Source organism: Chryseobacterium pyrolae (assembly GCF_025153485.1).
Classification (GTDB): domain Bacteria; phylum Bacteroidota; class Bacteroidia; order Flavobacteriales; family Weeksellaceae; genus Chryseobacterium; species Chryseobacterium antibioticum.
Genome location: NZ_JANZQH010000001.1, coordinates 557,266 through 583,439, shown reverse-complemented (window position 1 = coordinate 583,439; position 26,174 = coordinate 557,266). Strand labels below are relative to the sequence as shown.

General features: G+C 36.0%; 16 protein-coding genes. 2 read left to right on the top strand and 14 right to left on the bottom strand.

Annotated elements, in window-relative coordinates; translation table 11 throughout:
• Positions 1-2: 2 nt before the first annotated feature.
• Together NZD88_RS02555 and NZD88_RS02550 are read right to left on the bottom strand one after the other, a co-directional pair.
• On the bottom strand, positions 3-1,475 hold the full coding sequence (locus NZD88_RS02555; RefSeq protein ID WP_259827190.1) for a phytoene desaturase family protein: 1,473 nt from the start codon (positions 1,473-1,475) through the stop codon (positions 3-5).
• A 2-nt stretch (positions 1,476-1,477) separates the two neighbouring features.
• Positions 1,478-2,152: a MarR family winged helix-turn-helix transcriptional regulator gene (locus NZD88_RS02550; protein ID WP_259827188.1), complete on the bottom strand. Its 675-nt coding sequence runs from the start codon at positions 2,150-2,152 to the stop codon at positions 1,478-1,480.
• Positions 2,153-2,650: 498 nt separating this feature from the next.
• On the opposite strand from NZD88_RS02550, the gene NZD88_RS02545 reads away from it, so the two are divergent.
• Both NZD88_RS02545 and NZD88_RS02540 read left to right on the top strand, forming a co-directional pair.
• A complete protein-coding gene (locus NZD88_RS02545; protein WP_259827186.1) occupies positions 2,651-5,134 on the top strand; it encodes a DUF748 domain-containing protein in 2,484 nt (827 codons plus the stop codon).
• Between the two features lie 373 nt (positions 5,135-5,507).
• Positions 5,508-5,867 (top strand): prevent-host-death protein, encoded by a 360-nt coding sequence (locus NZD88_RS02540; RefSeq protein ID WP_169234505.1) that lies wholly within the window; start codon positions 5,508-5,510, stop codon positions 5,865-5,867.
• Between the two features lie 202 nt (positions 5,868-6,069).
• Here NZD88_RS02540 and NZD88_RS02535 read toward each other — a convergent pair whose 3' ends face one another.
• The 12 genes from NZD88_RS02535 to NZD88_RS02480 form a co-directional block, all read right to left on the bottom strand.
• Positions 6,070-6,588 (bottom strand): RidA family protein, encoded by a 519-nt coding sequence (locus NZD88_RS02535; protein ID WP_259827184.1) that lies wholly within the window; start codon positions 6,586-6,588, stop codon positions 6,070-6,072.
• 256 nt (positions 6,589-6,844) lie between these two features.
• Entirely contained in the window at positions 6,845-7,555 is a 711-nt protein-coding gene (pgl, locus tag NZD88_RS02530; protein WP_259827182.1) for a 6-phosphogluconolactonase, read from the bottom strand.
• A gap of 27 nt (positions 7,556-7,582) precedes the next feature.
• Entirely contained in the window at positions 7,583-9,064 is a 1,482-nt protein-coding gene (gene zwf / locus NZD88_RS02525) for a glucose-6-phosphate dehydrogenase (RefSeq protein ID WP_259827180.1), read from the bottom strand.
• Between the two features lie 11 nt (positions 9,065-9,075).
• Positions 9,076-10,494, bottom strand: coding sequence for an NADP-dependent phosphogluconate dehydrogenase (gene gndA, locus NZD88_RS02520; protein WP_259827178.1), 1,419 nt, complete (start codon positions 10,492-10,494; stop codon positions 9,076-9,078).
• A gap of 284 nt (positions 10,495-10,778) precedes the next feature.
• The gene (locus NZD88_RS02515; RefSeq protein ID WP_259827176.1) at positions 10,779-11,375 is read right to left on the bottom strand and encodes a class I SAM-dependent methyltransferase; all 597 of its coding nucleotides are present in this window, start codon (positions 11,373-11,375) and stop codon (positions 10,779-10,781) included.
• A gap of 131 nt (positions 11,376-11,506) precedes the next feature.
• The gene (locus NZD88_RS02510; protein WP_259827174.1) at positions 11,507-13,309 is read right to left on the bottom strand and encodes a POTRA domain-containing protein; all 1,803 of its coding nucleotides are present in this window, start codon (positions 13,307-13,309) and stop codon (positions 11,507-11,509) included.
• Positions 13,310-13,561: 252 nt separating this feature from the next.
• The gene (locus NZD88_RS02505) at positions 13,562-14,131 is read right to left on the bottom strand and encodes a hypothetical protein (protein ID WP_259827172.1); all 570 of its coding nucleotides are present in this window, start codon (positions 14,129-14,131) and stop codon (positions 13,562-13,564) included.
• Complete coding sequence (locus NZD88_RS02500; protein WP_259827170.1) at positions 14,128-14,535, bottom strand: DUF4279 domain-containing protein; 408 nt, start codon at positions 14,533-14,535, stop codon at positions 14,128-14,130. Before NZD88_RS02500 ends, NZD88_RS02505 begins: the two co-directional genes overlap by 4 nt.
• A 3-nt stretch (positions 14,536-14,538) precedes the next feature.
• Positions 14,539-14,820 (bottom strand): polymorphic toxin type 33 domain-containing protein, encoded by a 282-nt coding sequence (locus NZD88_RS02495; protein WP_259827169.1) that lies wholly within the window; start codon positions 14,818-14,820, stop codon positions 14,539-14,541.
• Between the two features lie 65 nt (positions 14,821-14,885).
• A complete protein-coding gene (locus NZD88_RS02490; RefSeq protein ID WP_259827452.1) occupies positions 14,886-15,407 on the bottom strand; it encodes an RHS repeat-associated core domain-containing protein in 522 nt (173 codons plus the stop codon).
• Between the two features lie 123 nt (positions 15,408-15,530).
• Positions 15,531-15,809: a hypothetical protein gene (locus NZD88_RS02485; protein WP_259827167.1), complete on the bottom strand. Its 279-nt coding sequence runs from the start codon at positions 15,807-15,809 to the stop codon at positions 15,531-15,533.
• Positions 15,806-26,170, bottom strand: coding sequence for a SpvB/TcaC N-terminal domain-containing protein (locus NZD88_RS02480; protein ID WP_259827165.1), 10,365 nt, complete (start codon positions 26,168-26,170; stop codon positions 15,806-15,808). The genes NZD88_RS02485 and NZD88_RS02480 overlap by 4 nt, the downstream gene beginning before the upstream one ends.
• Positions 26,171-26,174 lie beyond the last annotated feature (4 nt).

Genomic DNA, 26,174 nt, shown 5'->3' with positions numbered 1-26,174 from the left:
AATTAGTTTATTTTGCTGGCTTCATGGGCTGCTATTTTCCCTGAAATAATGGAGGGCGGAACTCCTGGGCCGGGAACAGTAAGCTGACCAGTATACAGGAGATTTTTTATCTTTTTATTTCGGATGGAAGGCTTTAAAACAGCCGTTTGCGATAGTGTATTGGCAAGACCGTAAGCATTGCCTTTATAGGCATTGTAATCTTCTTTAAAATCATTAATGCAGTAGCTCCTTTTATAATCTGTTTTTGAGATCAGATCTGAAGTTCCGGTATGTTTTTCCAATCTTCCGATCATCTCAATAAAATACTTTTCCCTCATTTCTTCAGAATCTTCTATTCCCGGTGCAACGGGCATTAACAGGAATATATTTTCACAGTTCTCGGGAGCCATCCCTTTATCTGTCTGGGATGGGCAACACACGTAAAACAAAGGCTTTGTAGGCCATTTCTTATCTTCATAAATTTCATGGGTGTGAAGCTCCAGATCATTTTCAAAGAAAAGGGTGTGATGCTTTAGGTTGGGAATTTTCCCTTTGATTCCCAAATAATAAATAAGACATGATGGAGCGAATGTTTTTTTCTCCCAGTATGACGGTTTATAGTTTCTGTACGATTCAGGAAGAAGCTGATTTTCGGTATGATGATAGTCGGAAGAAGCAATGATCATGTCAAATAGCCGGTCTTCTCCATGAACTTGTATTCCGATGGCTCTGTCCCTTTCAACCTTTATTTTTTCTACATTTGAATTAAAGTGAAAATGAGCTCCCTGTTCTGTAGCAATCTTCATCATGGCATCAGTCACTTTTGAAAAACCACCCATCGGATACCAGGTTCCCAATTTATACCCTCCATAATTCATCAGGCTGTACAAGGCAGGAATATTCCTGGGCGCTGCTCCCAAAAAGATGACCGGAAACTCCATCAACGTGATTAGCTTAGGGTGGCTGAAATACTTTCTTACAAATTGGCTGAAGTTGGTAAGCAAATCCAGCTTTAATGCATTCTTTGCCATTTTGGGTGAAATAAACTCGAACCATGAATGACAAGGTTTATTTACAAAATCTTTCATCCCAATTTCATATTTCATCCGGGCATCTTGCATAAATTCGTCAAGCTTTTTTCCGGCTCCCGTTTCCATACTTTCAAATAAGGCAGTCATTTCCTCATAGCCGTCCGGAATATTCATGACACCATCTGAAAACACCATTTCAAACTGAGGATCCAGCGGAATAAGCTCATAAAAATCCGATGCTTTTTTTCCAAAATCCTCAAAGAATGCTTCCATAATATCCGGCATCCAATACCAACTTGGTCCCATATCAAACACATAGCCTTCCTCCGTCCGAAACTGTCTTGCTCTGCCTCCTACCTCGTTGTTTTTTTCAAACACGTGTACTTCATTTCCTTCTTTTGCCAAATAGGAAGCTGCAGATAATCCGGAAAAGCCTGAACCGATGACGGCTATTTTCTTGTTCATGATTAATTTTTTAAGAATAAATATTCCTGGCTGACGACATCAATAAGGTTTCTGGATTCTATATTCCTGCTGAAGATCGGATGGTGAAATTTTTCTAATTTTCCTAAAATACGGATCAACTCCATTTTTTCAGAATGGTTAAGATCTCCAGCGACAATATGAGTGGCCATCCTGATTTTCTGCATCTGATGTTCTAAGGAGATATTGCCTGAGCTTGTGATATGTATGATTTTTGTTCTTTTATCCGTCTCTGAATCTGCCTGTTCAATCCATCCTAATTTTATAAGTCGATTGATAATCAACATTCCAACGGATTTTTCATGAACATTTTTTTTAATAAGTTCCATTTTGGTCATTTCTCCAAATGCCTTAAGATTAATGAGATAAATGAAATCTTCCTGAGTCGCAAAGTCCGAATCGGAAATGGCAGATTTTGAGTAAGATTTAGCATATCTGTTAAGGTGAACCAAAGAAGTGCTTATTACACTTTCGGGACTTCTCCCGTTTTCTTTACCTTCCCAATAAGGTTCATTACTGTCATTCTTTACTGCATGAGATTCTTTTTCGCATAGCCATGCTTTAAAACCATCAACATCTGAAGGGTAAGAATTCATTTTATTCTCTCCCTCAAATTCCTCAAGTAATTGAATAACATCTTTAACAATTGAATAATGCATCTTATGAATATTTAGAATACAAATATACTAAATAAAAAGACATAAAGAACACAAATAAACTAAAATCAAAAACCTTAATTTCCCTATAAAAATTGGATCATGATAAAATGAGTCTATCTGTAAAGATTTATTGATAAGAAGAGCCTTGATAGAAAAATTTCAGTCTGACCAGACATAAAATACATGCTCGTAGTAATAACAACGAGCAAATCCTCATAAGACATTACTCTTCAGAAACATAAGCTGAACACTAGGCTTGGATTTTATCATCTAAGCCTTATTTCAAATATGTACCCCTGAATTCAGAACAATTGATCCGTTTTTCAGCAACCTATTGGTTATTCAATAATGTCCCTCCATCTACTCATATACAATTTAAAAGACCAAAATTGCAAAATAATTTCAATTATAATGTAAATTGGAACAGGATTGGACAGTAATATTTATATTGTAAGTTCAAAGATTAACTTAGCCAACTAACACCAGTAAAAATATAAGATGGAAAAAAAACTAATAAACAAAGGAACCGGAAAGAGAAAAAGGGTCGCGCTGATTGTCATTGGGATTTTGGTTTTTCTAGCGCTTATTTTCCCGTTTGTGCTGAATATATACCTCAAAAACAAATTGCCACAGCTGGTAAATGAAAAAACACCTTACCAAATCAGTCTTGAAGATTTCAATCTTAATATTTTCAAAGGTGATATTTCTGCCCACTCCATAAGCATTAAAACCAAAGAGACGAAAGATCCTTCCGTTACTCAAATCAATGGGAATGTTAAAAGTCTGCGTATCGAAAATTTCGGGATCTGGAATGCCATTTTCAATACTTCTTATCATATCAAAAATATACAGCTCATTGATCCCAATGTAAACGTTGTACTTGGTAAGCCAAAAGAGAAAAAAGATCCATCCCCAAAGAAAATGAATTTTGGGGTTGAAAATATTCTGGTAACCAACGGAAATATTTCTGTTAAGGACAAAAACAAGAAAGATCTTATTACCGGAAAGAATGTAAACATTAATCTTACCGACATTAAGCAGAGCCAAAATGCCTCAAAACTACCTGTTGAATTTAAAGAGTTTAAAATTAATGCCCATGATGTGCTTATCACGGTCAACGATTTTTATCAGATTTATGCCACGACTATTGATGCGAAAAACAAGCATCTCAATATTTCCGAATTTCATCTGAAACCTATTGAAAGTCCTGCACTGTACAATGCAAAGAATGTTTTTGACTTAAAAATCAACCAGCTTGCTGCAGACAACTTCACCGTTAATCACGATTCTCTTATCATTGAAAATGCAAAATTCGTAAAACCTCAGCTGATCGTTACTTCAACCAATAAAAAAGAGGTAAAGGAAAATCCCAAAGAAGTTAACCTGAAGATCGGTATCAAGAATCTTGATTTTGGACAGGGTTCTGTTCTCGTTCAGCACCGGGATAAAACAAAAGTGGCTTCTGTAGACAATTTCCATTTGAATTTAAAAGATATTGTCTTCGACAAAAAAACAGTGAAGGAAAAGATTCCGTTTGCATTTTCCACCCACAATATTGAATTTGAAAACATCTATTTTAAATCTGATCCTTTGCAGGCAGTGAACATAAAAAAAATAACGTCAAACGATGCTAATATTTTATTGAATGATGTAGAGTTTAAAGCCCTCGGTAAAAGCACAACAAAAGATCTTCTCAACATCAAAACAGAGAAAGTTGAAATACTGAATAATACCTCAAAATTTGTTGGACAGCAATTACAGCTTCAGCTCGGCAAAATCAATGTATACCGTCCTGCTATAGAAATCATTACCGCAACGCATAAAACGAAGGCTAAAAAAAGTAACAACGCAACACCGGACCTGCTGGCCCATCTGGGAGAGCTTCATATTATAGACGGAAGATTTACCCAGAAAAAAGAAGGTCATGAAAAATTAAAGGTGGACCAATTTAATGTACAACTCAATTCAGTGACCACCAACAGAGATATCCTTAAAGAATCGGTTCCTTTTCACGTTAAAAATCAATTGATCACTGCCCGTAAGATTGATGTTGATGCCGGAAAATATTACCGCCTGAAAGTTGATCATATAAAAAATACCGGAAAAGTGACGGCTGTTACTAATTTTGCTTTTCTTCCTAAATATTCGCGAGCCCAGTTTAACCGTTTAATTGCCGTTGAAGAGGATCTTTATACGATAAAGGCAAAATCTATTATGATTACTGACAGGAACTCAGTATTGGGTGCAAAAACAAGTATAAACCTGGATCAAATTATTTTTGACGGAATCGACTGTAATATTTATCATGATCTAGCGCCACCAGATGACATTGGTGTACGGTATATGTTCAGTAAAAAACTTCGTGACGTGAAATTCCCGCTATATATCAATCAGATAAACATCAAAAACTCAAAACTTTCCTATGAAGAAGTGGCGGAAAAAGCAAATATCCCTGGTAAAATTACCTTCGGGGATTTTAATGCAAAAATCAAAGATGTAAACAATGCAAAGATGAAAGGAAAGCCAACATTGGTGAAAGTGGATTCAAATTTTAATTTTTTTGGAGATGCCCCTACCGATGTGCATTGGCAATTTGATGTGGCCAATAAAAATGATGACTACACAATCAATGGAACCATAAAAAATCTTTCTGTAGACAATGCCAACCTGTTTGTAAGACCTTATCTTAATGTGAGTCTCGACGGTCAGATTCAATATTTGAAATTTGATTATAAGGGCAACAGCAATAAAATTGGTGGGAACTTTTATTTTAAATACACTGACATGCATGTGAACTTTTTAAATAAAAATACAGGGAAAGAGAAGAAAGTCCTCAGCGCTATTGCCAATATTTTTGTTAAAAACGATTCCAAGGGAGAACCCAATCATGTAGAAGTTGATGTAAAACGTGATCCCAATAAAAGTTTCTTCAATACTTTGTGGCAGGGAATTATGGAAGGGCTGAAAAAATATCTTATTTAATCTGAGTTTGGATTAAAAAGGCTAGAAGCATGAAGAGGACCGGAAGCTGTCTTGAGATTAAATCATACATTGCACATACCAAGTAGCATCAAAAATTTTCTCATATCTTATATTATAACCCAAAATGATACTATGAATATAATTAATTAAAAATACTCTTCGCCCATCTTTTTTTACTTTTTATTTCGGACTTAGCAGGTATTCCGGAAAATGCCTGTTTGGTACGCCAAATACGATCCAGCCGCAGAAAACAGATAAAGAATTTCAAAAAAAGGGTCCTCAAATTACAGCTGAATATTTCTTTTGTCGCATAATTTTCATTTTTACTTTGATTTTCTTTAGCTTCTGGGTAAATTTGTAGAAAATTAAATTTATGAACTATACGCTTGAACTCAGTACACAGGAATCTGATTCTAATATTGTATTTAACACAATTGTATTTGATCCGTTCAAGGTTAATATAGTGGAAAGATACGTTGGACGAATGAATTTTCATCCCAAATTATCTTATGTCTTATTTAAAGTCAGGACTTTGGATAATGAAATCATTAAAACAAAGGAAGGTAATGGAAGGGTTAAAATCAAAGGCGATCATTTTGAAACGTACCAAAAGCTGATACAGGTCCTGAATTCATATGATTATAAAAACAGACTGATCAACAGACAGGAAGCTGATCAGAATTATGTTCATTTTATTTTGAGCCTGGTGCTTGCCAATTATCAACTTAATTAACCACTGTCGCATTACCATGCTTATCTGGAGATTTGAAAACGGTCTGATGGCAGAGCTAAAAGCTTTTGTTATCAGTAAATAATCCCTCTGAATTAGAGTGGAAAGTTCCTATTGAACCTGGTAAAACAAGATTAATTTTTGTGCAAAAATAAGCAAAGGCTTCCGGTTCATTCCGGAAGCCTTTTTTATCGTCTGAAAGAATTTACTTTGTTGTATTCTTTTTCATAAAAGCAACAGCATCAACTTCTATCATCATATCATCCAGGGCTAATTTGGGAACGGGAATCAGAGTACTGGCCGGGAATTGATGATTCTTCCAAGTTGCATGCATTTCCTCTGTCCAGATTGTAAGCTTTTCCTGATCATGATCAACCATAAGTATGGTGATTTTCAGAACATCATTAACTCCGAGTCCATAGTCCGCAAGAACTGTTTCCAGATTTTTCAAGGCATATTTCACCTGGGTTCTAAAATCTTTGGAAAGACTATGTTTCAAATCTTCGCCACCGCTTTGTCCGGATATGAATACATATTTACCTTCACCTTCAGGAGCTGCAGAATGAGAAAAAGCAAACGGAGTGGGATCAAAAAGAGCTTTTGGATTTTTGATGATGACAGAACCTGTATTGTTTTGCTGATTGATGACATTGTGGTTCTTATTTTGTGAAAAGGCCAGACATCCTATGCTAAAAGCAAACAGACTAAATAATATACGTTTCATGATATTTTTTGTATTGAATTAATAGAGCAAATGTAGATTTCAAAATTTTTAAAACATTCAACATATGTTGACATTTTTGCTCTTTATTGGCAGTACATTCGCTAAATTTTTATATCCTTCATACTGATCAACAGGATATAAAAATGTCCGAATCATTTTTCAATGGTTCGGACATTTTAGTACCTTCAAAACGTGCAACGTTTGTTATATTATTAAAGCTTCAACTCAAAATAAAACAGTACGATGAGGTTTTATTTTAGCCTTTCGCTTTTTCATCTGTGAAAAACTGGAAGCCTTCTTTTTTATCAATAAGCTGTAGTGGATATAATGCAGGATTGTATTCTCCATTAAGAACTTCATTCAATGCCTGTTTTTTTGACTCACCGAATGCAACAACCAGTATATTTTCAGCTTTGTTAATCAATGGTGCCGTCAACGTGATCCTGAACATGTCCTGAGGCTTCAGATAATAGGCAGAAACCCACTTTTCTTTTTCCTCTAATACATCTTCACCCGGAAATAGAGAAGCGGTATGACCATCATCTCCCATTCCCAACAGGATGAAGTCAAAAATGCCTTCATTTCCCAGAATATTTCTGATCTTCTGCTCGTATTCTTTAGCATAATCTTCCGGACTTATTCCGTCCTGATACATTGGAAAAATTTGCTCTTTATTTACGGGAACCTGATCGAAAAGTGATTCAAACGTCATCTTCGCATTGCTTTTTTCATCATCTAAAGAAACCCATCGCTCATCCACCCAAAAAAAGTAGACCTTGTTCCATTCAATCTTTTCCGAATATTCTTCAGTTGCCAACAATTTAAAAATAGCTTTAGGTGAAGAACCACCGCTTAATGCAACCACAAAACGGTTATGTTTCTGAATAGATTTTTTTGAGAGATCAACAAAGGTATCTGCTGCTTTTTTATACAGCTTATCCAAATCATCAAATACTGTGATATTCATTTTCGTCTAATTTAAATTTATATTGTTTTATACCCAGTTATGCCCCTGTCTTTCAACCAATGCAATACTTTCTTTCGGTCCCCAGCTTCCTGCTTCATAGTTTGGAAAAGATGAATCTTTATTATTCTCCCAGGCTTCCTGTATGGTTTTTACCACATCCCAGGCTTCTTCTACCTGATCAGAACGCATAAACAAAGTAAGATCACCTATAAGTGCATCCAGCAATAAGGTTTCATAAGCTTCGGGAGTATCTTCCTGGCAGGCGAAATTATCAAAAATCATTTCAACAGGCTTTAAAACCAGGGAAAGTCCCGGTTTTTTCGCCATAAACTGCAGTCTGATATCCATCAGCGGCTGAATATTAATAATCAGTCTGTTGGCTGATAAAAGCTGTGAACTTTCTGAAAATGTGGAATGTGGAAGTGGTTTAAACTGAATGGTAATATAGGAATGTTTTTCTTTCATTTTTTTCCCGGTACGAACGTAGAAAGGAACATCCTGCCATCTTTCGTTGTCCAGATAGAATTTTACCGCGGCAAAAGTTTCTGTATTAGAATCCGCAGCAATCCCATCTTCCTGACGATAGCCTTTAGCCTCTACTCCATTGATCGTCCCTTTTCCGTATTGACCTCTTACCGCATAATGATCCACCTGATCAGCTGAAATTCTTCGAATCGACTTCAGGACATCTACTTTACGGTCTCTGATCTCACCCGATTCCAATGAAGCCGGTGGCTCCATAGCCACCATACACAGAATCTGCAACAAGTGGTTTTGAATCATATCCTTCAGAGCGCCTGTTTGTTCGTAGAAAGCGCCTCTTGTCTCAACGCCTACCTCTTCAGCCACTGTAATCTGTACAGATTCTATATGTTTATGATCCCATAAAGGTTCAAAAATAGAATTTCCAAATCTAAACGCCAGTATGTTTTGTACCGTTTCTTTACCCAGATAATGATCGATACGGTAGATCTGCTCTTCTTCAAAAGCCTCGGCAAGCAAACTGTTCAGCTCTATTGCGGACTGTTTGTCATGGCCAAAGGGTTTTTCAATAATGATACGGTCTTTTTTAGGATCAGAAGCTAATAACGTATTTTTGATATGATTGGAAATGATAGAAACAAAATTGGGTCCTATTGATAAATAAAACAATCTGTTCCCTCTTGTTCCGTAAACCATATCAAAATCTTCTAATTTCTGATACAGATTTTTGTAGGAACTCTCCTCATCCAACTGATGCTGAAAATAGGTAATATGGGCCTGAAAACCCGCCCAATCTTCTGAAGTTATCTTTTTTCTTGAGAAATGCTCAAGATTTTCTTTAATGTAATTTTTAAAATATTCATTGGTTTGATCTGCCCTTCCGAGTGCTAAAATATTAAAACCTTTGGGCATCCTGCCATCGATATATAAATTATAAAACGCGGGAAAAAGTTTTCTTTTTGCCAAATCTCCTGTAGCACCAAAAATTATGATTGTAGTTGGCTTCAAGACTTTATTTTCGTTCATTTTTCCGAATTTTAATTTTTTGCTGTTTGCCAAGACGTGTGAAAAACACCTTCTCTGTCGATACGCTGATAGGTATGGGCTCCAAAATAATCTCGCTGAGCCTGGATAAGATTCACAGGCAGTGATTCTGTGGTATAGGCATCAAAATACCCTAAAGCAGTTTGAATTCCCAAACTTGAAATTCCGTTTGAAGCAGCAAAAGCAGCCGTTTTTCGTAATGAACCTATTTTTTCTTTAACGATCACAGCAATATCTTTATCCAGTAAAATATTAGACAAATCAGGATTCTGGGTATATGCGGAATAAAACTTTTCCAGCAGAACTGAACGAATGATACAGCCTCCTCTCCAAATTTTTACGACATCTTTTAATGGAATCCGAAAATCATACTCCTCAGAAGCTTTAACCAATAAAGCTAAACCTTGTGCATAACTGATTAATGTAGCCAGATACAGAGCATCCCCTACTTCTTTAATGAATAACTCAGTATTTTCCGGGCTTGTAATATGTTTTTCAGAATAGAGTTGAGAGGCCTGAACCCGCTCTTCCTTATACGCTGATAAAATTCTTGAAGTTACAGCAATATCAATGGTTGGAATAGAGACCCCAATTTCCATAGCTTGCTCAGAGGTCCATTTCCCGGTTCCTTTTGCTCCTGCTTTATCTAAGATCTGATCTACAAGGTAGCTTTCCGTTAATGAATCTTTCTGTTGGAAAATATCTCTGGTGATCTCAATTAAAAACGAATTCATTTCGCCATTATTCCATTCTTTGAAAACGTCGTATAGCTGATCGTTATTTAAGTTAGCTCCTCTTTTTAGTAAATCGTAGGCTTCGCTGATGAGCTGCATAATGGCATATTCAATTCCATTGTGAACCATTTTCACATAGTTCCCTGCGGAATCTTTCCCCATATAAGCGGTACAGGCTTCGTTATCTACTTTTGCAGCAATGGCTTCAAGCATTGGCTTAAGAAGACGGAAAGCTTCCAGATCTCCTCCGGGCATAATACTAGGACCTGTTCTGGCTCCTTGTTCACCTCCGGAAACGCCCATTCCCATAAAATGCAGATTTTTTGAGGCCAAATCAGCGATACGTCTGTTGGTATCTTTGAAATAAGAATTACCGGCATCAATAACGATGTCTCCTTGGCTTAAAAGCGGTGTAATGCTTTCCAGAACGGCATCTACAGGTTTTCCTGCAGGAACCATAAGTATGATTTTCCTGGGAGCTTCCAGTGCGGATACAAAATCCTCTAAAGTAGCGGTCCCTTTTACTTTCATTTCTGAAGTGGCACCTTCTTGTAATTCTTTTACTTTCTCTTCATCAAGGTCAAATCCTGCGATCGAAAACCCGTTGTCAGCAATATTATAAAGAAGATTCCTCCCCATCACTCCGAGACCCACCATCCCGTAATTATATTTATCCATTTTTATTGATATTTATATGAATTCTATTTTACGGAGTATAAAATTACGTAAATGCTAATGAGTAAAAAAATAAAAGGATGGAAAAAATTCCCAACCTTATCATATATCGTTCATTTATAGATTAATAGTACACTATCGTTTTTTGCAATATCTCTGATTGGTATTTTTTTAGTACATAAAAAGTATTACTACAAAAAACTGTAGTAAAAAATATACAATGTTCAGACCTATATATTTCGTTAAATAAATAATTTATCAATGATACTGAATTGTTTTTACAATGATCATGAAATTTTCTTCCAAAAGTTCAATAATCCATTGCAGGCAGTACCGGTTAAATCAAAGCTGCTTGGAATTTCATCCCATTTACTCCAATAAGTAGCTAAACGTGTCCCTACAGGAGTTTTATCAAGCTGTTCTTTTACGTAATCTGAATAATCATAATATAAATCCCTGTCCGTCATCACCGTATCATCGATTAAACATGAAGTATCTATATTTTCATAAAAAGAATTGAAAAAGTAGAATGCATCATAATCCGAAAAAGAAATTTCGTTGATATTGGAATGTATAAATTCTACATTCGTAATTTTATGCCTGTTCGCTATTTTTTTTGATATTTTAGTAAGAGCGGCTCTTTGCTCGACTCCAAAAAACATTCCCTTTGTAGAAGCTGCGCCGACCAGGCAGAACTTTCCGGCACCGGCACCAATATCCAGTACTTTACTATTAGGCTCTTCGGCGAGGTATTCGGCTGCCATTCTGGCAACAGCAATGGGTGTCCAGTGGCGGTTTGCCAATTCTCTTATATGATTGGGGTAAAGTTCATTAAAAGTACTGTCTTTAACATCAATATTTAATTTGAGTTGTTCAAAAATCATTGGGTACGTTATATAATCTTCATAATTTAAGAAATTAATAGCAGATTTGATCTTTTTTTTGATCAAACGGTGCGCTGAAGAAACGAAGGGGAAGCTTGATGCATTAAAATTTCACAAGAATCATTTCATTATCAATTTCCAAAATTCACAAAATGAGGAATATCTGTTCCAAAACTATTCATTGGTAAAATATTATTCCGGTTGCTGTTAAAATCAAAAACCGAATTATTATCGAAAGGAACACGGGGATAATAGGTAAAAGAAATTTGAATTCTGTTGAAAACCAAAAACGGATTATTGATTAAAACTCCCACCCCTATTTTTGTGTTAGCGGTGGTTTTAAGCAATTTGTCTGCAGGCATTCCTAACCAGCCGACTGCGGCAGTTAAATACGGACTGAAATGGAAATTCTTCCATGTTTTATTGACAAAAAGCTGAAGCTGATATCTTAAGACCAATTTTTTAGTTCCTATAAAATCTGAATTATAAACAGGAAATTCATCTGCAGCAGAAAGATTAATTCTGTCTCTATAAGTATAATTATGCTGTGGATTTCCCAATGCTAAAGTAGGAGAAAAGAAGTGTCTTGCTTTGGCAAACTTCCAATCCATGAGATTGGTAAAATACGTTCCGTCCAAACGGAAAGACTCCCGATTTTGACTATCCTCATTAAAAAATCGTCCAAACTCAGCTTTCAGATTGAAATAACCAATCTTTATAAAATTACCATAAGACGCAGAAATGCCCGCATAAGGCCTTACTTCATTACTTCTAGATAAAGCTCCGGCAGTTAAATTAACCGCATTTCCATACGCAATATCCTCCGGTAAATCATATTGAAAAATATTCTTCTGAACCGAAAAATTTCTTCGAATAAATCCGACAGACATCAGAAAACTGCTGTAAGAACTAAAATATTGATACTGATCTATTCCGGGACTGTCTTTATATTGGTAATTCTGAAACCTTCCTATCAAGGCAATATTACTGTTGACTCTTTCTTTAGAATCAGCTGAAACGGGAATCTGATAACCACCCCATAAGTCCTGGCTGTACACCTTGATTTGAACTTCCGGAAATTTAGTATCTGTCGCTGTCGGAAGTGCCACATTCCGCATAAAATATTCGAATGTAAGACCTCCGGCCCATTTCGTCAGGGGTGAGAAAAAATCTCTTCTGACATTGAAATTGATTCTTTCATTTTTCAAAAAATCACGTTCCCCCAGGATCTGAGCGTTGATATAAGAACCCCAAAGGTTATATGCGGTGTAGCTTCCTAAAAGATAATCCTGCTTTTCCTTGGAATCGTTTCTGTACAGCAAATTCAATTCGTGCCCTAATCCTAATACATTCTCTTCGGTAACTCCCAAACCAATCTTACTTCCTGAATAACTGACCCTAGGCTTCAGACTCCAGGAATCGAGAACTTTTACCACAACATCAATAGAATCTTTGCCGGATGTACTGTCGGAAACGCTTATATTCACACGGTTTATAAAAGGCATTGTTCTCAGTAAACGCTCAGATTCGTAGAGCTTCTGCGCGTTATACTCCTCACCTTCCTTAAAAAGTAAATAATTATTAACGGTAGTATCTCTTGTATTCGCATGAAGATGGTTGGTGAACCAATCGTACCATTTGGATTTTTCTTTTTTCTCTTTCGAACCATATCCGAAAGGGTCAATTGTTTCTATCCTGATATTTCTGATGTGTTTCCCATTATAGGTCTCTTGCGACAGTTTCTCAGTTGTTGTTCTCACCGATGCAGAATCCGCTTGTCTACGAAATATGAAACGGTGAATAAATTTGGTGACTTTCGTTTTATCTGAAAAATTCTCTATTTTATAATAAAGTGAATCTTTTTTCTCCTGTGCATTCAGAAGGGAAAAACCACTTAAAAAGAAAATTAAAATTGCAATCAGTTTATTCATCATAATCAAAAAATTCGATAAAGCTTTTGATATCAATTTACAAGCCAATAAGGGTAAAAAAGGAGGTTTTAACGGAAAAAATAAACCAGGTACCACAAAGAAAAGTATATTTTACACACTTGACCTCTAATTTAGCTACTGAATATGAAATTATTTTACACTAAAAAACATGAACCGGGTAGAAAACTGGGTGCATACATGAAAAAAGCCCCAGAAACAGGAGCATTTTTCTGTAATGAATCCAAACCTTTAATTTTATCTTTTAACATTATTTGAATTTGAACAAGGTGTTAATAATTCCTTCATTTGGTCTAGCTCCTCAACTAAATCATTTTCTGTAACTTCGTAATTGTAAGATTCCCGAAGAGACTTTATTGCCAATCTCTTATCCTTAGCGACATAAGTGCCATAGTAATAATAACCTGCAATTGTACTTTTATCTATTTGTGCTTGAAGCAGCGACTTAACGGCTAACTTTATTGAATTACTATCCAAGTTTTCTAATAATAAAGTATTTCTGCAACACTTATCTTTTTTTGATAATTCAAAATTTAATTGCTTATAATAATTAAATAAATCTTGATGTGCCTGGATACAATTAGATTGATGTGCTGCAATGTAAATGATCGAAAAATCTTGTATTGTGCTACGTTTGCATATAACCAATTTCTTAATCTCTGCATAATTATTACAACTTGGCGTCTTAAAGAATTTTTCTTTAACGTCATCATACTTGTTAACGAAACAATCCGTTGAATCAATTCTTTTTTGAGCTAAAAATAATGTTGTGAAACATAAAAATATTATTAAAATAGACTTTTTCATTCATTTCTTAAAATATAAGTATCGACATCAATTTCAGCACTTAACCTATTAACTATATTTAAAAAAGGTTTATTAAAATATAATGATAATCCCTGTTCTTCTACTATTTCCAATACAATATCAAATTTCAATGTAAGATTATTGAATTTATTTATACTGTCTATTTTGTCTTCAAAAATATTGACAAATTTATTAGAAACTTCTTCAAAATATATGGTATCAAAATGTATTGAATATTCCCAAGCTGATTCTTCTCGCTTTTTGTTTTTTTTATTATTAGGTATAAATTCTCCTTCCATCCATGAATTTGTAGGAATTACATTTATAGATTCTGAAAAATAATTTGGGTCAAAAGGACTTCCAAATATTGAAAAAACCATTTTAATATTAGTATTGTAATCCATAATTTACTTTATATATTCTCCTGTATGTATTGGATCTCCTTTGCCTCCTTTTTTAAGTATTAAAACCTCATTTGTATCAGTATGTTTATATAAATCATATTCTGATATTTTTGCTTTTTTACCTAAAAATTCATACTTCAATTCATGAGCATCAATACCTGCTTTTTTCAACAAATTGGCAGTAAGGATTTTAAAATTATTTTTTGCTCCTAACAAAACCAACCCTTTAGTATCTAATTTACCTTTTTTCAAGGAAAACAAAATAGCAGCCATCGTAGTAGCCATTACAGCTTTTTCTTTTGCGGAAGCATTATTAAAGCGTTCCTGAACATCATCAAAATCAATATCTCCTAGTCCTCGACTTGGTTTCCAAAATTTTTGAGGTCACCCCACATTTCTTTGAAACTGCTAGTAAAGCCATCTCCATACTTAGCCTTATCCTGTGCTATTTCTTCTTTAGATTTAATATGAACAGTAATGGGAGCTAAGTTTTCAGCGGTTTTGTGTAAAACATCTCCAGCATCACTAAGGAATACTTTTGTATCATTCCATGCTTTTTGCCAGTCGACTTGCTTACCATTAGGATCAATATATCTAATAGGATTTTGATAGGTGTAAATATATGGATTCAGATTACCCCAATAAAGTACCCCTCCGTTATGCTGTCCATCCCCATAGAACTGAGTTTCCATTACAGGATTATAGACTGCCAGCGGGTCAACACCATACCAAATACTCAATCTAGGATTATAATATCTCGCTCCATAATAGTAAAGACCTGTTTCGCTGTCTAATTCTTTCGCATTAAACTTATAGGGTTGACGTAGGCTGTTGGTTCCTGCTGCTCTACCATAGGTGAATTTAAGAAAAATAGAGTATCTTATTTCAATACTCTAATTTCTCGATTTCCTAAATTGGAAAGTATAAGTTTAGCATCCGAAAGTAGGAACCCTATCTGAATTACGTCTTAAAGTATACGATACAATTCACTTAAATTAACCATCCCCAATTTCAATTGCTTGTCCTTGTTTAAGTTTCATTATTTCAGATAACAAATCTTCATTAATACAATTTATATCAAAAGTCAGGGCCAAATATGATTGATTCTCAATGACAGTTTCATTAACCGTATTTATAGGTATTGTTACATCTCTTAATACTATTGTATTAATTTTATAATTTTCTAGCTCAGAATCAGATTTAACATTTCCTGTAATGATTAATTTATTTCTAATTTGTAATCTAAAAATACTTTTTATTAAAAAACATTTCATTTTATTTTTTTAGCATTTTTTTCAGCAAAATCAAAAGCTGCTTTTGTTTCATTGCTTACAGATTGTTGTGTTACATTTTGCCCTTTCAGCTTACTAGTATTAAGTCTGTATAATTCATGTAGTAGGGTTTTTCTTAATTCCAAAGGTGATTTAAAAGCATCCTTACCAATTACAAAAGCATTTTCTTCAAAAAGAGTAAGTCCAGACATAGGAGCTTCCGGCTCAACAATTATTGTCCTACCTCCAATGTTAATCTCCTGACCAACCCCAGCTTTAAAAATTTTATTTAAAGTTCCTTCTTGTTTCAGAATTAATTGGGCTTCATTTAAAATACCTTTTTCAATGTTTGCAATTCTACCATACCCACCATACATATTATATCCGCCGCCGCCAAAATCAAGCATTTCTTCACGATGGCTATTTCCCATAAGCCTAAACATCCTGTCATATTTTCCTTCTCCTTCATTATAGCCAGGGTTGGATTGCCATTGTCTATACCTTTCTAAACCTCCATATTTATCTGCATTTGTTTTGGTACTGTATTGTTGTGCCCAACCTTGTTTTATACCATTCCACAGTTTAGATGCACCATTCGCTATTTTTTGTCCAACTCCAGCATAGGGGTCTACTGCATTAACCTGTTTTCCATTTGGGTCAACATACTTAATAGGATTCTGATAGGTATAAATATAAGGATTCAAATTTCCCAAATAGAATACCCCCCCATTATGTTGACCATCCCCATAAAACTGGGTTTCCATTACAGGATTGTAGACTGCCAGCGGATCCACCCCATACCAAATACTTAATCTTGGATTATAATATCTTGCTCCATAATAGTAAAGACCTGTTTCGCTGTCTAATTCTTTCGCATTAAACTTATATGGATTGACATAGGCTGTTGGTTCCTGCTGCTCTACCATCGTTTCGCCAAAAGGTAAATTTAAGAAAAATTGTGTAGGTTCTGCATATTCATTGGTAACATAGGTTGCTGTACCCAGATGATCGCCGTGCAGGTAATAAAGACCACCTACAGGTGCCGGAGCTCTGGCAAATTCCTTCTCTATTTCCGTTTTTTCATAGCCTGCTTTTGAAAAATAGTTTTTGAAGTCGGCTTCAGCAGCAGATTGTTTATCTTTAGGATCCTCACCTTCTTTACTACCCGCAGATGTTGCCTGTCTGCTGTTGAAAATGCCACCTGCATCTGCAAGCCTGCTCGCAATACGCTGGCTTCCGGCAAAATAATGCTTGGTAAACATACCATCAGAAGTATACACAACATAGGGATTAGGATATACCTTAAAGTTATCAAATACTAAACCAGTATCAATCATTTCTCCATTCTGGTACAGTTCAGAACCGGTTTGTAGATTGGCTTTAATAGTACGTTCCCCTTTGTCATCATATACATAGTACTGGAACATTCCCTGCACATCTTTTTTTATACCTCTTAGTCGATCCTGTTCATCCCAATAGAAATAATCAAGAACGTTTTTATCAGATGTGGTATATTGAATTACATTTCCATTGGCATCATAATTAAAATATTCTTCGTTTCCAGTACCCAGATCTCTTACTTTTTCTACCATATGGGTTCCCTTTATATAATGGTACTCATTACGATAAGAGTTTTGAGTATTTACCACGCCATCCTGCTCATGATGTTGTCTTTTCATATCTATACCGCTGCTCATGTTATAAGATAATTCGGTATCATACATCGAGGTTATAGTTCCTACAATTGGAGTAGGTGGCAAACCTTCTTTTCTACCCGGCTCAGCGTTTCCTGAAGATCTTATAAGCCTGTTCAGAGTATCATACTCATAATTAAGAGAATAGTTTCCTCCAAAACCTGTATTGGTGGTCTGGCTAGTGTTTTCAATTCCTACTACGTTGCTTGCGTAATCATAGTGGTAAGCACCATCTAATAACGAATTACTGTTAGCGTCGACCAAAAGATGGTTTTGCAGTCTTCTCATACCCGGTTCGTAGGTAAAGCTGGACGAAGTATCATTGCCGAAAACAATATTCTTACGTTGCTCGTAATGATCATATTTGATGGATTTTACATATTCATATCCGTCCTTGTTGTATATTCTTTTTAAATTTCCACCCAAATCATATTCATAGCGAACATCTTCATGATCAGGATATTCAATAGCTCGAATTCTGTTCCAGCTGTCATAATTATATTTAGTGTTAAAATTAAGAGTCGGCATATAGAAACCATAGATATAACGGTTTTCATCAATCAGCTCACCCATTTTCCCGTATTGATATGAGGATACTCCTGTGCCATCCTGCTTCTCAACAATTCTTCCAGCACTATTTCCTGAACTTCCGTATTTGTAGGTAACATTGGCAGGATTTCCACCTGACGGTATATCCGGTAAATCGATATTTGTTAATCGGTTGTAATAATATACATAATGAATAGGAACACCGCCATTATTATTCAGGTTATTATTTAAGACATGTGTAAGCTGCCCTGCTTTGCTGTACGTGTAGGAAGTCTCACCGCGGTCTGGATGTCTCTGGCTTATTCTTCTGCCACCCATATCATAACTAAAGCTGGTTTCCAAACCTTCAGGATCAACAACATTCATTATCTCTCCTATTTGGCTATATGAGAATACCGTGTTTAAAACCTGTCCCGGCAAATGATTTCTTGTTTCTACGGTTTTTCCTTCAGCATTGGCAAAAACTTCTGTTCTCATCTGTTCTGATGCATTCTGCATTTGGGTAGTTTCTGTTTTAAAGCTGCTGTTTTCTATGAGGAACTTGGTATCTACAGAATTACCTGCTTCATCGGTAGAAGAGACTGTTCTGTCTTTGTAATCATAGCCCGCATAAGTAAGGTGCTGAGCAAGGGTAAGAGTGAGTTTATTATTTACTGCAACATCTTTATTTTCGAAGACCGGATGATATTGTACAATCGTTCTTCCCAAATTATCATTAATTACCCTTCCTGAAACTGACATTTTTTCCTCACCATCAATCTCTATATCTTTTTTCACCTGTATAACGTCACCTGTAACATCTGCAAAAGAAATGGTTTCAATATCGTTATTCGGATGATAAGGATCAAGATGTTTTGTTCTTGCTGTGAAAAGATATAATTTGCTACCATTACTCTGTGTCACCGGCGTATTATAATATTCATAATTAATGGTATAAAGCTGCGTCTGCCAATCATTAGGACTGACTATTCTAAGCGGTCGTCCATATCCGTCATGCTCATAGCTCATTTTATTACCTGTAACATCAGTAGATTCTAAAACCGTATCCATCGTAGGGTCATAGGTAGCATAGGAAGACAGATTAAAAATAGGATCCTTTACCTGAATGACATATTTCCCCATAGGATCATAAAAATATTCCAGTTCAGATCTTTCATTAAATTCATTAGTAGGATATTTAACGGTTTTAATATTTCCAAACACATCATATGTAAGATCTGTCTCTGCAATGTCACTTGAAGTAAGCCATACTTTAATCTTAGAAATATCGCCGGTATTGGAATTTGTAATTTCTGTTGAGCGTTTACGCAGAGGATTTACAGAGCCTGTTCCGGGATACACCGTAATAGTGCTCGGTACATTCAATATATTATTATTGAGATTGGTATGATAAGCGATCACACTGTTATAACTCGCAGACGGACTTGTGTACTGGTATTTGGTAAGCTGCCCTTTGTTATTATAGAATAGCTGGCTTTGTGTTGAAATTGAATTCCCGTTTTCGTAACTGGCTTTAGTAGAACCAGACAATAATACGCGACCCATCTTCTTTCCTTCTGTTCCGCCCACATCATAGGTTTCAAACTGAGCAGCAGGCAACTCAATCAGCTCACTAATGGTCTGATTAAAATTGTAAAGTTTATAATTGTTTATAGCAGATGATAACAGATTGGATGTTCCCGTTCCGCCATAAGTTTCTGTAGATTTTAATAAACCACGAACAAAATAGTTTTGATTGTAAAAGTTCTGAACGGTTGTACGATAGACCGTAGAATTATCTGACATTACGTATGTCTTAACCTTTGCAAAGCCATACTTCTCCCGCTCTCTTCTGTCATATCTTGAGTTTTCATAATCAAATCGGCTGATCATATCTTTGCCACTTGTACTCAAAGTATAGGTTCCTGAGAAGGCATCAGGGTTTGGTATGGTTACTTCGGACATTACCAGCTTTGCCTGTGGATCGTTGTAAGACGGTTTAGAGAATCCGTAGTTAATGGTAAAAGCAGTACCAAGATTTACAGGTGGAGTAAGACTATATGACTCGGCGTAGGATACTTTTTTAAGCTTATTGGTTTTACCGATCTGGGAATAGTATACTTTTAAACCATCATTGGTATTAACCACAAGGTCAGGCAAACCATCACCATTAACATCTCTTAAGCCCTTATTGATTTCAGATACCGACAATCCCACGTTGGCAGTGAGGTCTGCTCCGAAAGGTTTTAAGTATAAAAGAGTAATACCAAAAATCGTAATAGCTGGTATATTAATATAGAATCCACCGTTTAAGGTGGCATAGCCACTGTGTGTTTTTGATTCTTCCGCAAGGCTGACATTCAGACCCTGAGCATTACCAAAGCGATTTCCCAGATTATATTTCACATTGGTTTGTCCGGTATTTTCATCTACCTGGACAATATCAACCAGCCCATCACCATTTACATCAAGGAATGATCTTTTTGAGGTAGCGGTAGAGGATCCTCCGCCAACTCCACCGGAAACAGCTATCCCCAATTCAACACCCTGAACTGCATCAATTACAGAGTTTATCCCTCCGCCAATTCCAAAAGATGAAGAATGTACAGGCTTTGATACAGGCTCTTCGAATCCAGCAAATGATCCTGTTGATCCTGGGATACTACCATTAACCAACCCGGTTCCAAAGTTAAGCTTGTATGAGTTTCCTTCAATTTTATCAGCCAAACCGTCACCGTTAATATCCATCCAGTATTCAGTTGTTTTATTGTACGAGTTCGGATAATTGGATGAACCAATATTCATAGACCACGAAACAGATGTATCTCCGATTACAGGACTGTATCTACCTACTGACTTGCTTCCTGATGCACCAAATGCCTTAGATTTCGAGTTCATAAAGTCGTCTGTTCTTGTAATCACTTTGTCCGTTCCTTCGATACCACTCTGCGCACCCTTCAAACCTCCTAAGATACTAGTTTGTTGGGATTGGCCGCGATACAGCATATCAGGATAATTATCCCCATTCACGTCAAAAAAGTCCTGTGTTTGGATGTTTCCTATATTTCTCAGTTCTGAAATAGAATTGGTGAAATTTAGTCCGATGGCTATTCCAGCATTTTTAGTTTTCGACTTGCTTTTCTGTTTTTTCGAAATAGCAAACATTCTTGTATTAGGGTTGTTGGCTACTTCAATGTCATCAGTATCGGTATCGCTGTCTACAAATGGAGAAGTTGGCGTTTCATCATCTTTGAAACTTCCTTTTTTTGAATATTGCTCATGAAACAGCTGATTAATCCATTTATGTTCTGTTATCTTTTCGGTTTTATAAGCATTTAACGGTGTGAAAGGAGATGCTGCACCAAATACCTGATTATTGGCATAGTTGTTTTGAAAATCGTTGGCAAGCTGATCTCCCATACATTCCCCATATTGTTGCGCATTGGTAATCCCTGCACAAGCGGGAAAATTTAAATTAAACTGGAAAGGATTTTCAAGCGTTGCATCATTTATTAATGCACCATACTGGTCTTTAGGTGTATTTGGATTGGTGGTATATGCCGGGGCGGTGCTTCCGCTGGGTCCTGTTGGAATAATGATACAGTCATTTTCCTTACGCGGCTCACAGCCAGGAATCAATGGAGGTTGCTGATTGGTACTTCCTGGCCCAGGAACAATATCTTTAGCTTCATTATAAAGGAATTGCCCCCAGTTGTGATAAACAGCACTTACCCCATTGTACTCACCTGTGTTTATTGATGTTTCGATGGTATGATTTAAAAGAGAATTTCCTGACTGATTGTAAATATTAAAGATATTATTGTTCAGCTGCAATTTAAGTGCTTCATACGCAAGCCTGTCTTTATTAGTGTCACAGAAAATTAAGATATTCAGTTTTTCCTGATCATCAATAATATTGGCTGTAGGATCACCATGATAAAAAGGTATTGGATCGTTACCATTAATAAGATTATGATCTATTGTAAACTCTTTTAAGGTACCGTTAGATATTTCTACTATTCTTTTATCAAGGAAAATTCCTTTTTTCTTGATAACGTACAGGAATCTACCGGATACGGAAGGACTGAAACTAAAATTCTTATTGATAGAAATAGAATAGTCATCATTCCCCGATGGTAGATTATTTAAAGTAGAAATATCAAATTTATTTTTCAGGTCTCTGATATGATAAGACGGATATTGTGCTACAGCATAGTGTCTGTGAGAGGCATCAGGATACCCTTCAACCAAAATATCATTCCATTCAATTTCTTTATTGATGTGTGAATCTGTTTCTACTAAGAATTTTAAATGCCATGATTCGTCCGGATCGTTAAGAGCCGGTACGGAATAATTAAGATCAACCGGTGAAACCGTTACAGCCTGTCCGGGAGATGGATCGAGGATTTCCTCATAAATGACATTGATGATAGTCTGCTGATTCTGTGCTACACTGGTATCTTCCTTAATGAGAACGATAGAATATTTTACTCTATCGGATAGTGTAGGTATTGTAAATTCAGGAATAGTAATCCGAATATGAGCCGGCTCCGTAAATTTAAAAGACTTCGTCAAATTGTTCAAAAAGAATTTATCATCATAATTTGTTTGATTAGGCCAATATCCATCCTGTTCCTCAATAAATTCATTATGTAATGGATCCCCAACATTATTGGTATAGGTGACGATAGGATTTGTTTTTACAATATAATTAGTTCCGGATCTTTTGTGTAATCTGAAATATACTTTTTCACCGGACTTTACATAAATTCTGGAAGAATTGGCTACTCCCAGTGGTGTTCCCGGATAACTATCATACCGACGTATCGAAATACCCTGACTTGCAGTACTGTTGAGCTCCTTTAAATATAATCGGCAATTTTTTGAAACATCATTCGGGTTTTTAATCTCTATCGAATACACCGCTTTTGCAGAATTATCCTGACCAGAATCAATAGCTACTTCATCAGAAATTTCTACAAACCCGTTTTTCGGAGCAATCCACACTTTGACCACATCATTTTTGGGCTTTACAGGGTCAATATCATCAGGATCTTCAGGCTCGGTGTAGGGCTGAGGATCATTATCAGTAATAACCATATTTTCGGTTAAATCACTGGTAATAACCATTTCCTGAGCATCGCCGTTTCTTCTGTTGAACCAGACTTTATCATCTTTAATAACATCCGGTAATCCGTCAGAATTGGCATCCATCATATAAATCGGAGTTTCATTTTCACTTTCAGAATTAATATATGAAAAATCAAATCCTATTTTAAACCAATTAAAAACAACACTTCCTCCCAAATTCCATGTTGTCCCTTTTGAATACGAAAAATTACTGTTTAGATTCCCTACCGACTGCTGTGTACTGTTAAAGACCAGTTTTCCATTACTATCAATGCTTCCGGGAATCAACTTAATACCGTTATCGCCATTTCTCTTGCGATATAAAATATCTGATATCCCATCACCATTGAAATCTACTAACTCTTGTCCTCTTTTCATTCGAGGATATGAAGCACCACCAAACAGGGATAACATAAAGTTTTTCACCCCTCCCAATTGAGGTCTGAATAATGCCAAACCTCCTCCTGTTCTTAAAGACCATCCCCATTCAAAATTATTATCTGCACTTATTTTGGAAGGGCTCGTTATAGAACTTACTACGTCAGAAAAAGCATCAGTCCCCGGAGTTGCTATATTGGTAGCAGCCCCAAAAACTGTACTATCACTATGGTATTCAAAATTATAGTCAAACGATGCACCATCGGTCCGTGCATTAACTATCTTCAATTGCATTTTGCTTAGAACGCTTTTCTGAAATATCCCGGTATTATATGTGAAATTGTAAGACCTTATGCCAAGCTGCTGATTACTCGTATTTTTAAAATCAACATTTATTTTTGTAAGCAAATAAGGCTCAATTCTTTTGAGGATGCCTTTAGTATTAATTTGTTTATCCTGTCTTGAAGTATCGTTAAAAAATGTTACAATATAAGGCCCTTTCTGACCATTCCTTCCCGAGTAAAAGATCTTATCAATATGGAATACCCATCCTGCATTAAGATTCTGATCATCTCCTGTAAAGTTATTGATGGATTGGTTTTTATATTCGTAAATGATGTTATTTCCGTGAACATCCTCTACCTTCCATATTCCCCATTGTATAATGTTCCCATTATAATTTTTCAGAACGGCATTTGGGACAAGCGCGGATTGGTCGCCGCCGTAATACGTTTTTGTACCGTTTGTGGAAGTAACAATCCACCGGTAATCCGAAGTATCTGTTCCAAACCTCTCGATTTTGGTAAAGTCATGGTTTTTTCTTAAATAGAAGGTTTTCGCGCCGGCTCCGTTTCTTGCCTGCCGGGAAGTATCAAATGTGCCATTTGGATTCACTTTATTATGTCTGTGAGGCAGATAGCCATTGGGATACACCAACATTTCTCCATCTATGGAGTAGAGTTCAGTTTCCTGCCCTGTTGTAAAAGCCGGAGTCCCCCATCGTGTGTCTACTGATATTGATGATAAACCACCGATATTCCAGCCTTCTCCCATCCAGCCATTTCCACTGCCACTGCTATAATTAACAGATAAGGAAGGCTGCATACCCGAAACACCCGCCGGCAACATTAATGGATAATTGATATTAGCATCTCCCGTCTGGCTTGCTGTAGGAGCTTCCATTAAAGGAGCACTCACTGGATTTGCAGCTTTCAAACCACTGATTGTAGTTGGTGCAAAAGAATTGAGCTGTGGTGATTCAGGAGCGGAGATAACACCATTGATATAATCACCATCGCCATCACCCTCAAATGTTACCGTCTTATTTTTCTCATCTACTTCTGTTGGCCCCGCCATCTTCCATTGCCTCTTGGCATAGTCAAATGAAAAAACCTTGATTTCTTTGGGAGAAAACAATCCCAGTCTTTTTTCGTCATAAGGAATTGTAATCTTAACTTTTTTATTCAGTTTTCCTGAAATTACAGAAAAACGATACGCTGATTTGTTCAGTGTAACATTTTTTAGCCCGTTTGAAGCTGAAGGAATATCTTTTTCTCTCAGTTTTAAAACTTCAATATAAGCAGCCTCAGATGTTTCCTTTTCTATTTTCAAATTTAAATCTTCATACTGAATATCAAATTCTTTGTCATTTGAAATGGTTATCCCTTTGGAATTGAAATAATTATTATTTGAAACTTTAAATGATTTCGTATCTGCAGGAATCTTATATAATTGAGTAATTCCATGGGTTATTATTGAAAAATTCCCAGTCAGTTTATCTTTCTCTGATAACTGAACTATTTTTTCAAACTCGCCATTTTTAGTACTAAAGTCAGTCCCGTTAATATTCAGATCTGTTGATAATTTGTTAAATCCTTTTACATATAATTGATCCCCTGACATCATGGAATTTACGACCAGTTCACTAGATGCTCTTTTGGCTTTTTCAAAAACGATCTTCAGATTTTTAACCTTATATTTTACACCGTCTCCGGGAGCGGTGAACAAAATTGTATTGATTCCGTTTTTAATAAGTTCCGAACTTAATTCTTCTTTCTGATGGCTCCAGGCTGCATGAGGTACAATAATTTCACCACCCATTGCCAGATTATGATTAATGGATCTTGGTACGGACTGATGCGAAGCTAAACCAAACAGATCATATTCTAAATAAGCACTGGTGTTTTCTTTACTTAGCGCAGGAATATCAATGGTAAAGAAATTATCTGAAATCCTGTCCTCTTCCTGATCTGAAAAGACTCCAACCGTTCCTTCTTTTTCTTTAGCCGAATACACGTTCATTATATCCGGAGCCTTTTCTTCAGAATCTACTTTTATATCAAATGCATGATTTAAATTTAAACCTTCAGAACCAGAATGAGTGTTGGAATCTGACGAATATTGATCTGTTTTTTTTATGTCAGCCTTGTCTTCAGATAAAATTTCATCTGAATGGGTCGTTGGCTGATCTATATCTTTTTTATCCGTAAGCCTGCTCATCAGGTGTTTCCTCCATTCCCGAACTTTATACCGGTCTTCTTTTGTAAAACTTGCAAAAACAAACATAGTTGCAAAAAAACACACCAGCAGGGCTGACTTCTTTCTAAAAGGAAGTTTTAATGATCTTATTTTCATGATT

Coding starts and splice junctions, on each gene's coding strand:
- NZD88_RS02545 (WP_259827186.1), top strand. CDS start 2,651: ATGGAAAAAAAACTAATAAACAAAGGAACCGGAAAGAGAAAAAGGGTC.
- NZD88_RS02515 (WP_259827176.1), bottom strand. CDS start 11,375: ATGATTTTTGAACAACTCAAATTAAATATTGATGTTAAAGACAGTACT.
- NZD88_RS02480 (WP_259827165.1), bottom strand. CDS start 26,170: ATGAAAATAAGATCATTAAAACTTCCTTTTAGAAAGAAGTCAGCCCTG.
- NZD88_RS02555 (WP_259827190.1), bottom strand. CDS start 1,475: ATGAACAAGAAAATAGCCGTCATCGGTTCAGGCTTTTCCGGATTATCT.
- NZD88_RS02495 (WP_259827169.1), bottom strand. CDS start 14,820: ATGGCTACTACGATGGCTGCTATTTTGTTTTCCTTGAAAAAAGGTAAA.
- NZD88_RS02535 (WP_259827184.1), bottom strand. CDS start 6,588: ATGAAACGTATATTATTTAGTCTGTTTGCTTTTAGCATAGGATGTCTG.
- NZD88_RS02510 (WP_259827174.1), bottom strand. CDS start 13,309: ATGATGAATAAACTGATTGCAATTTTAATTTTCTTTTTAAGTGGTTTT.
- NZD88_RS02540 (WP_169234505.1), top strand. CDS start 5,508: ATGAACTATACGCTTGAACTCAGTACACAGGAATCTGATTCTAATATT.
- pgl (WP_259827182.1), bottom strand. CDS start 7,555: ATGAATATCACAGTATTTGATGATTTGGATAAGCTGTATAAAAAAGCA.
- NZD88_RS02505 (WP_259827172.1), bottom strand. CDS start 14,131: ATGAAAAAGTCTATTTTAATAATATTTTTATGTTTCACAACATTATTT.
- NZD88_RS02500 (WP_259827170.1), bottom strand. CDS start 14,535: ATGGATTACAATACTAATATTAAAATGGTTTTTTCAATATTTGGAAGT.
- zwf (WP_259827180.1), bottom strand. CDS start 9,064: ATGAACGAAAATAAAGTCTTGAAGCCAACTACAATCATAATTTTTGGT.
- gndA (WP_259827178.1), bottom strand. CDS start 10,494: ATGGATAAATATAATTACGGGATGGTGGGTCTCGGAGTGATGGGGAGG.
- NZD88_RS02485 (WP_259827167.1), bottom strand. CDS start 15,809: ATGAAATGTTTTTTAATAAAAAGTATTTTTAGATTACAAATTAGAAAT.
- NZD88_RS02550 (WP_259827188.1), bottom strand. CDS start 2,152: ATGCATTATTCAATTGTTAAAGATGTTATTCAATTACTTGAGGAATTT.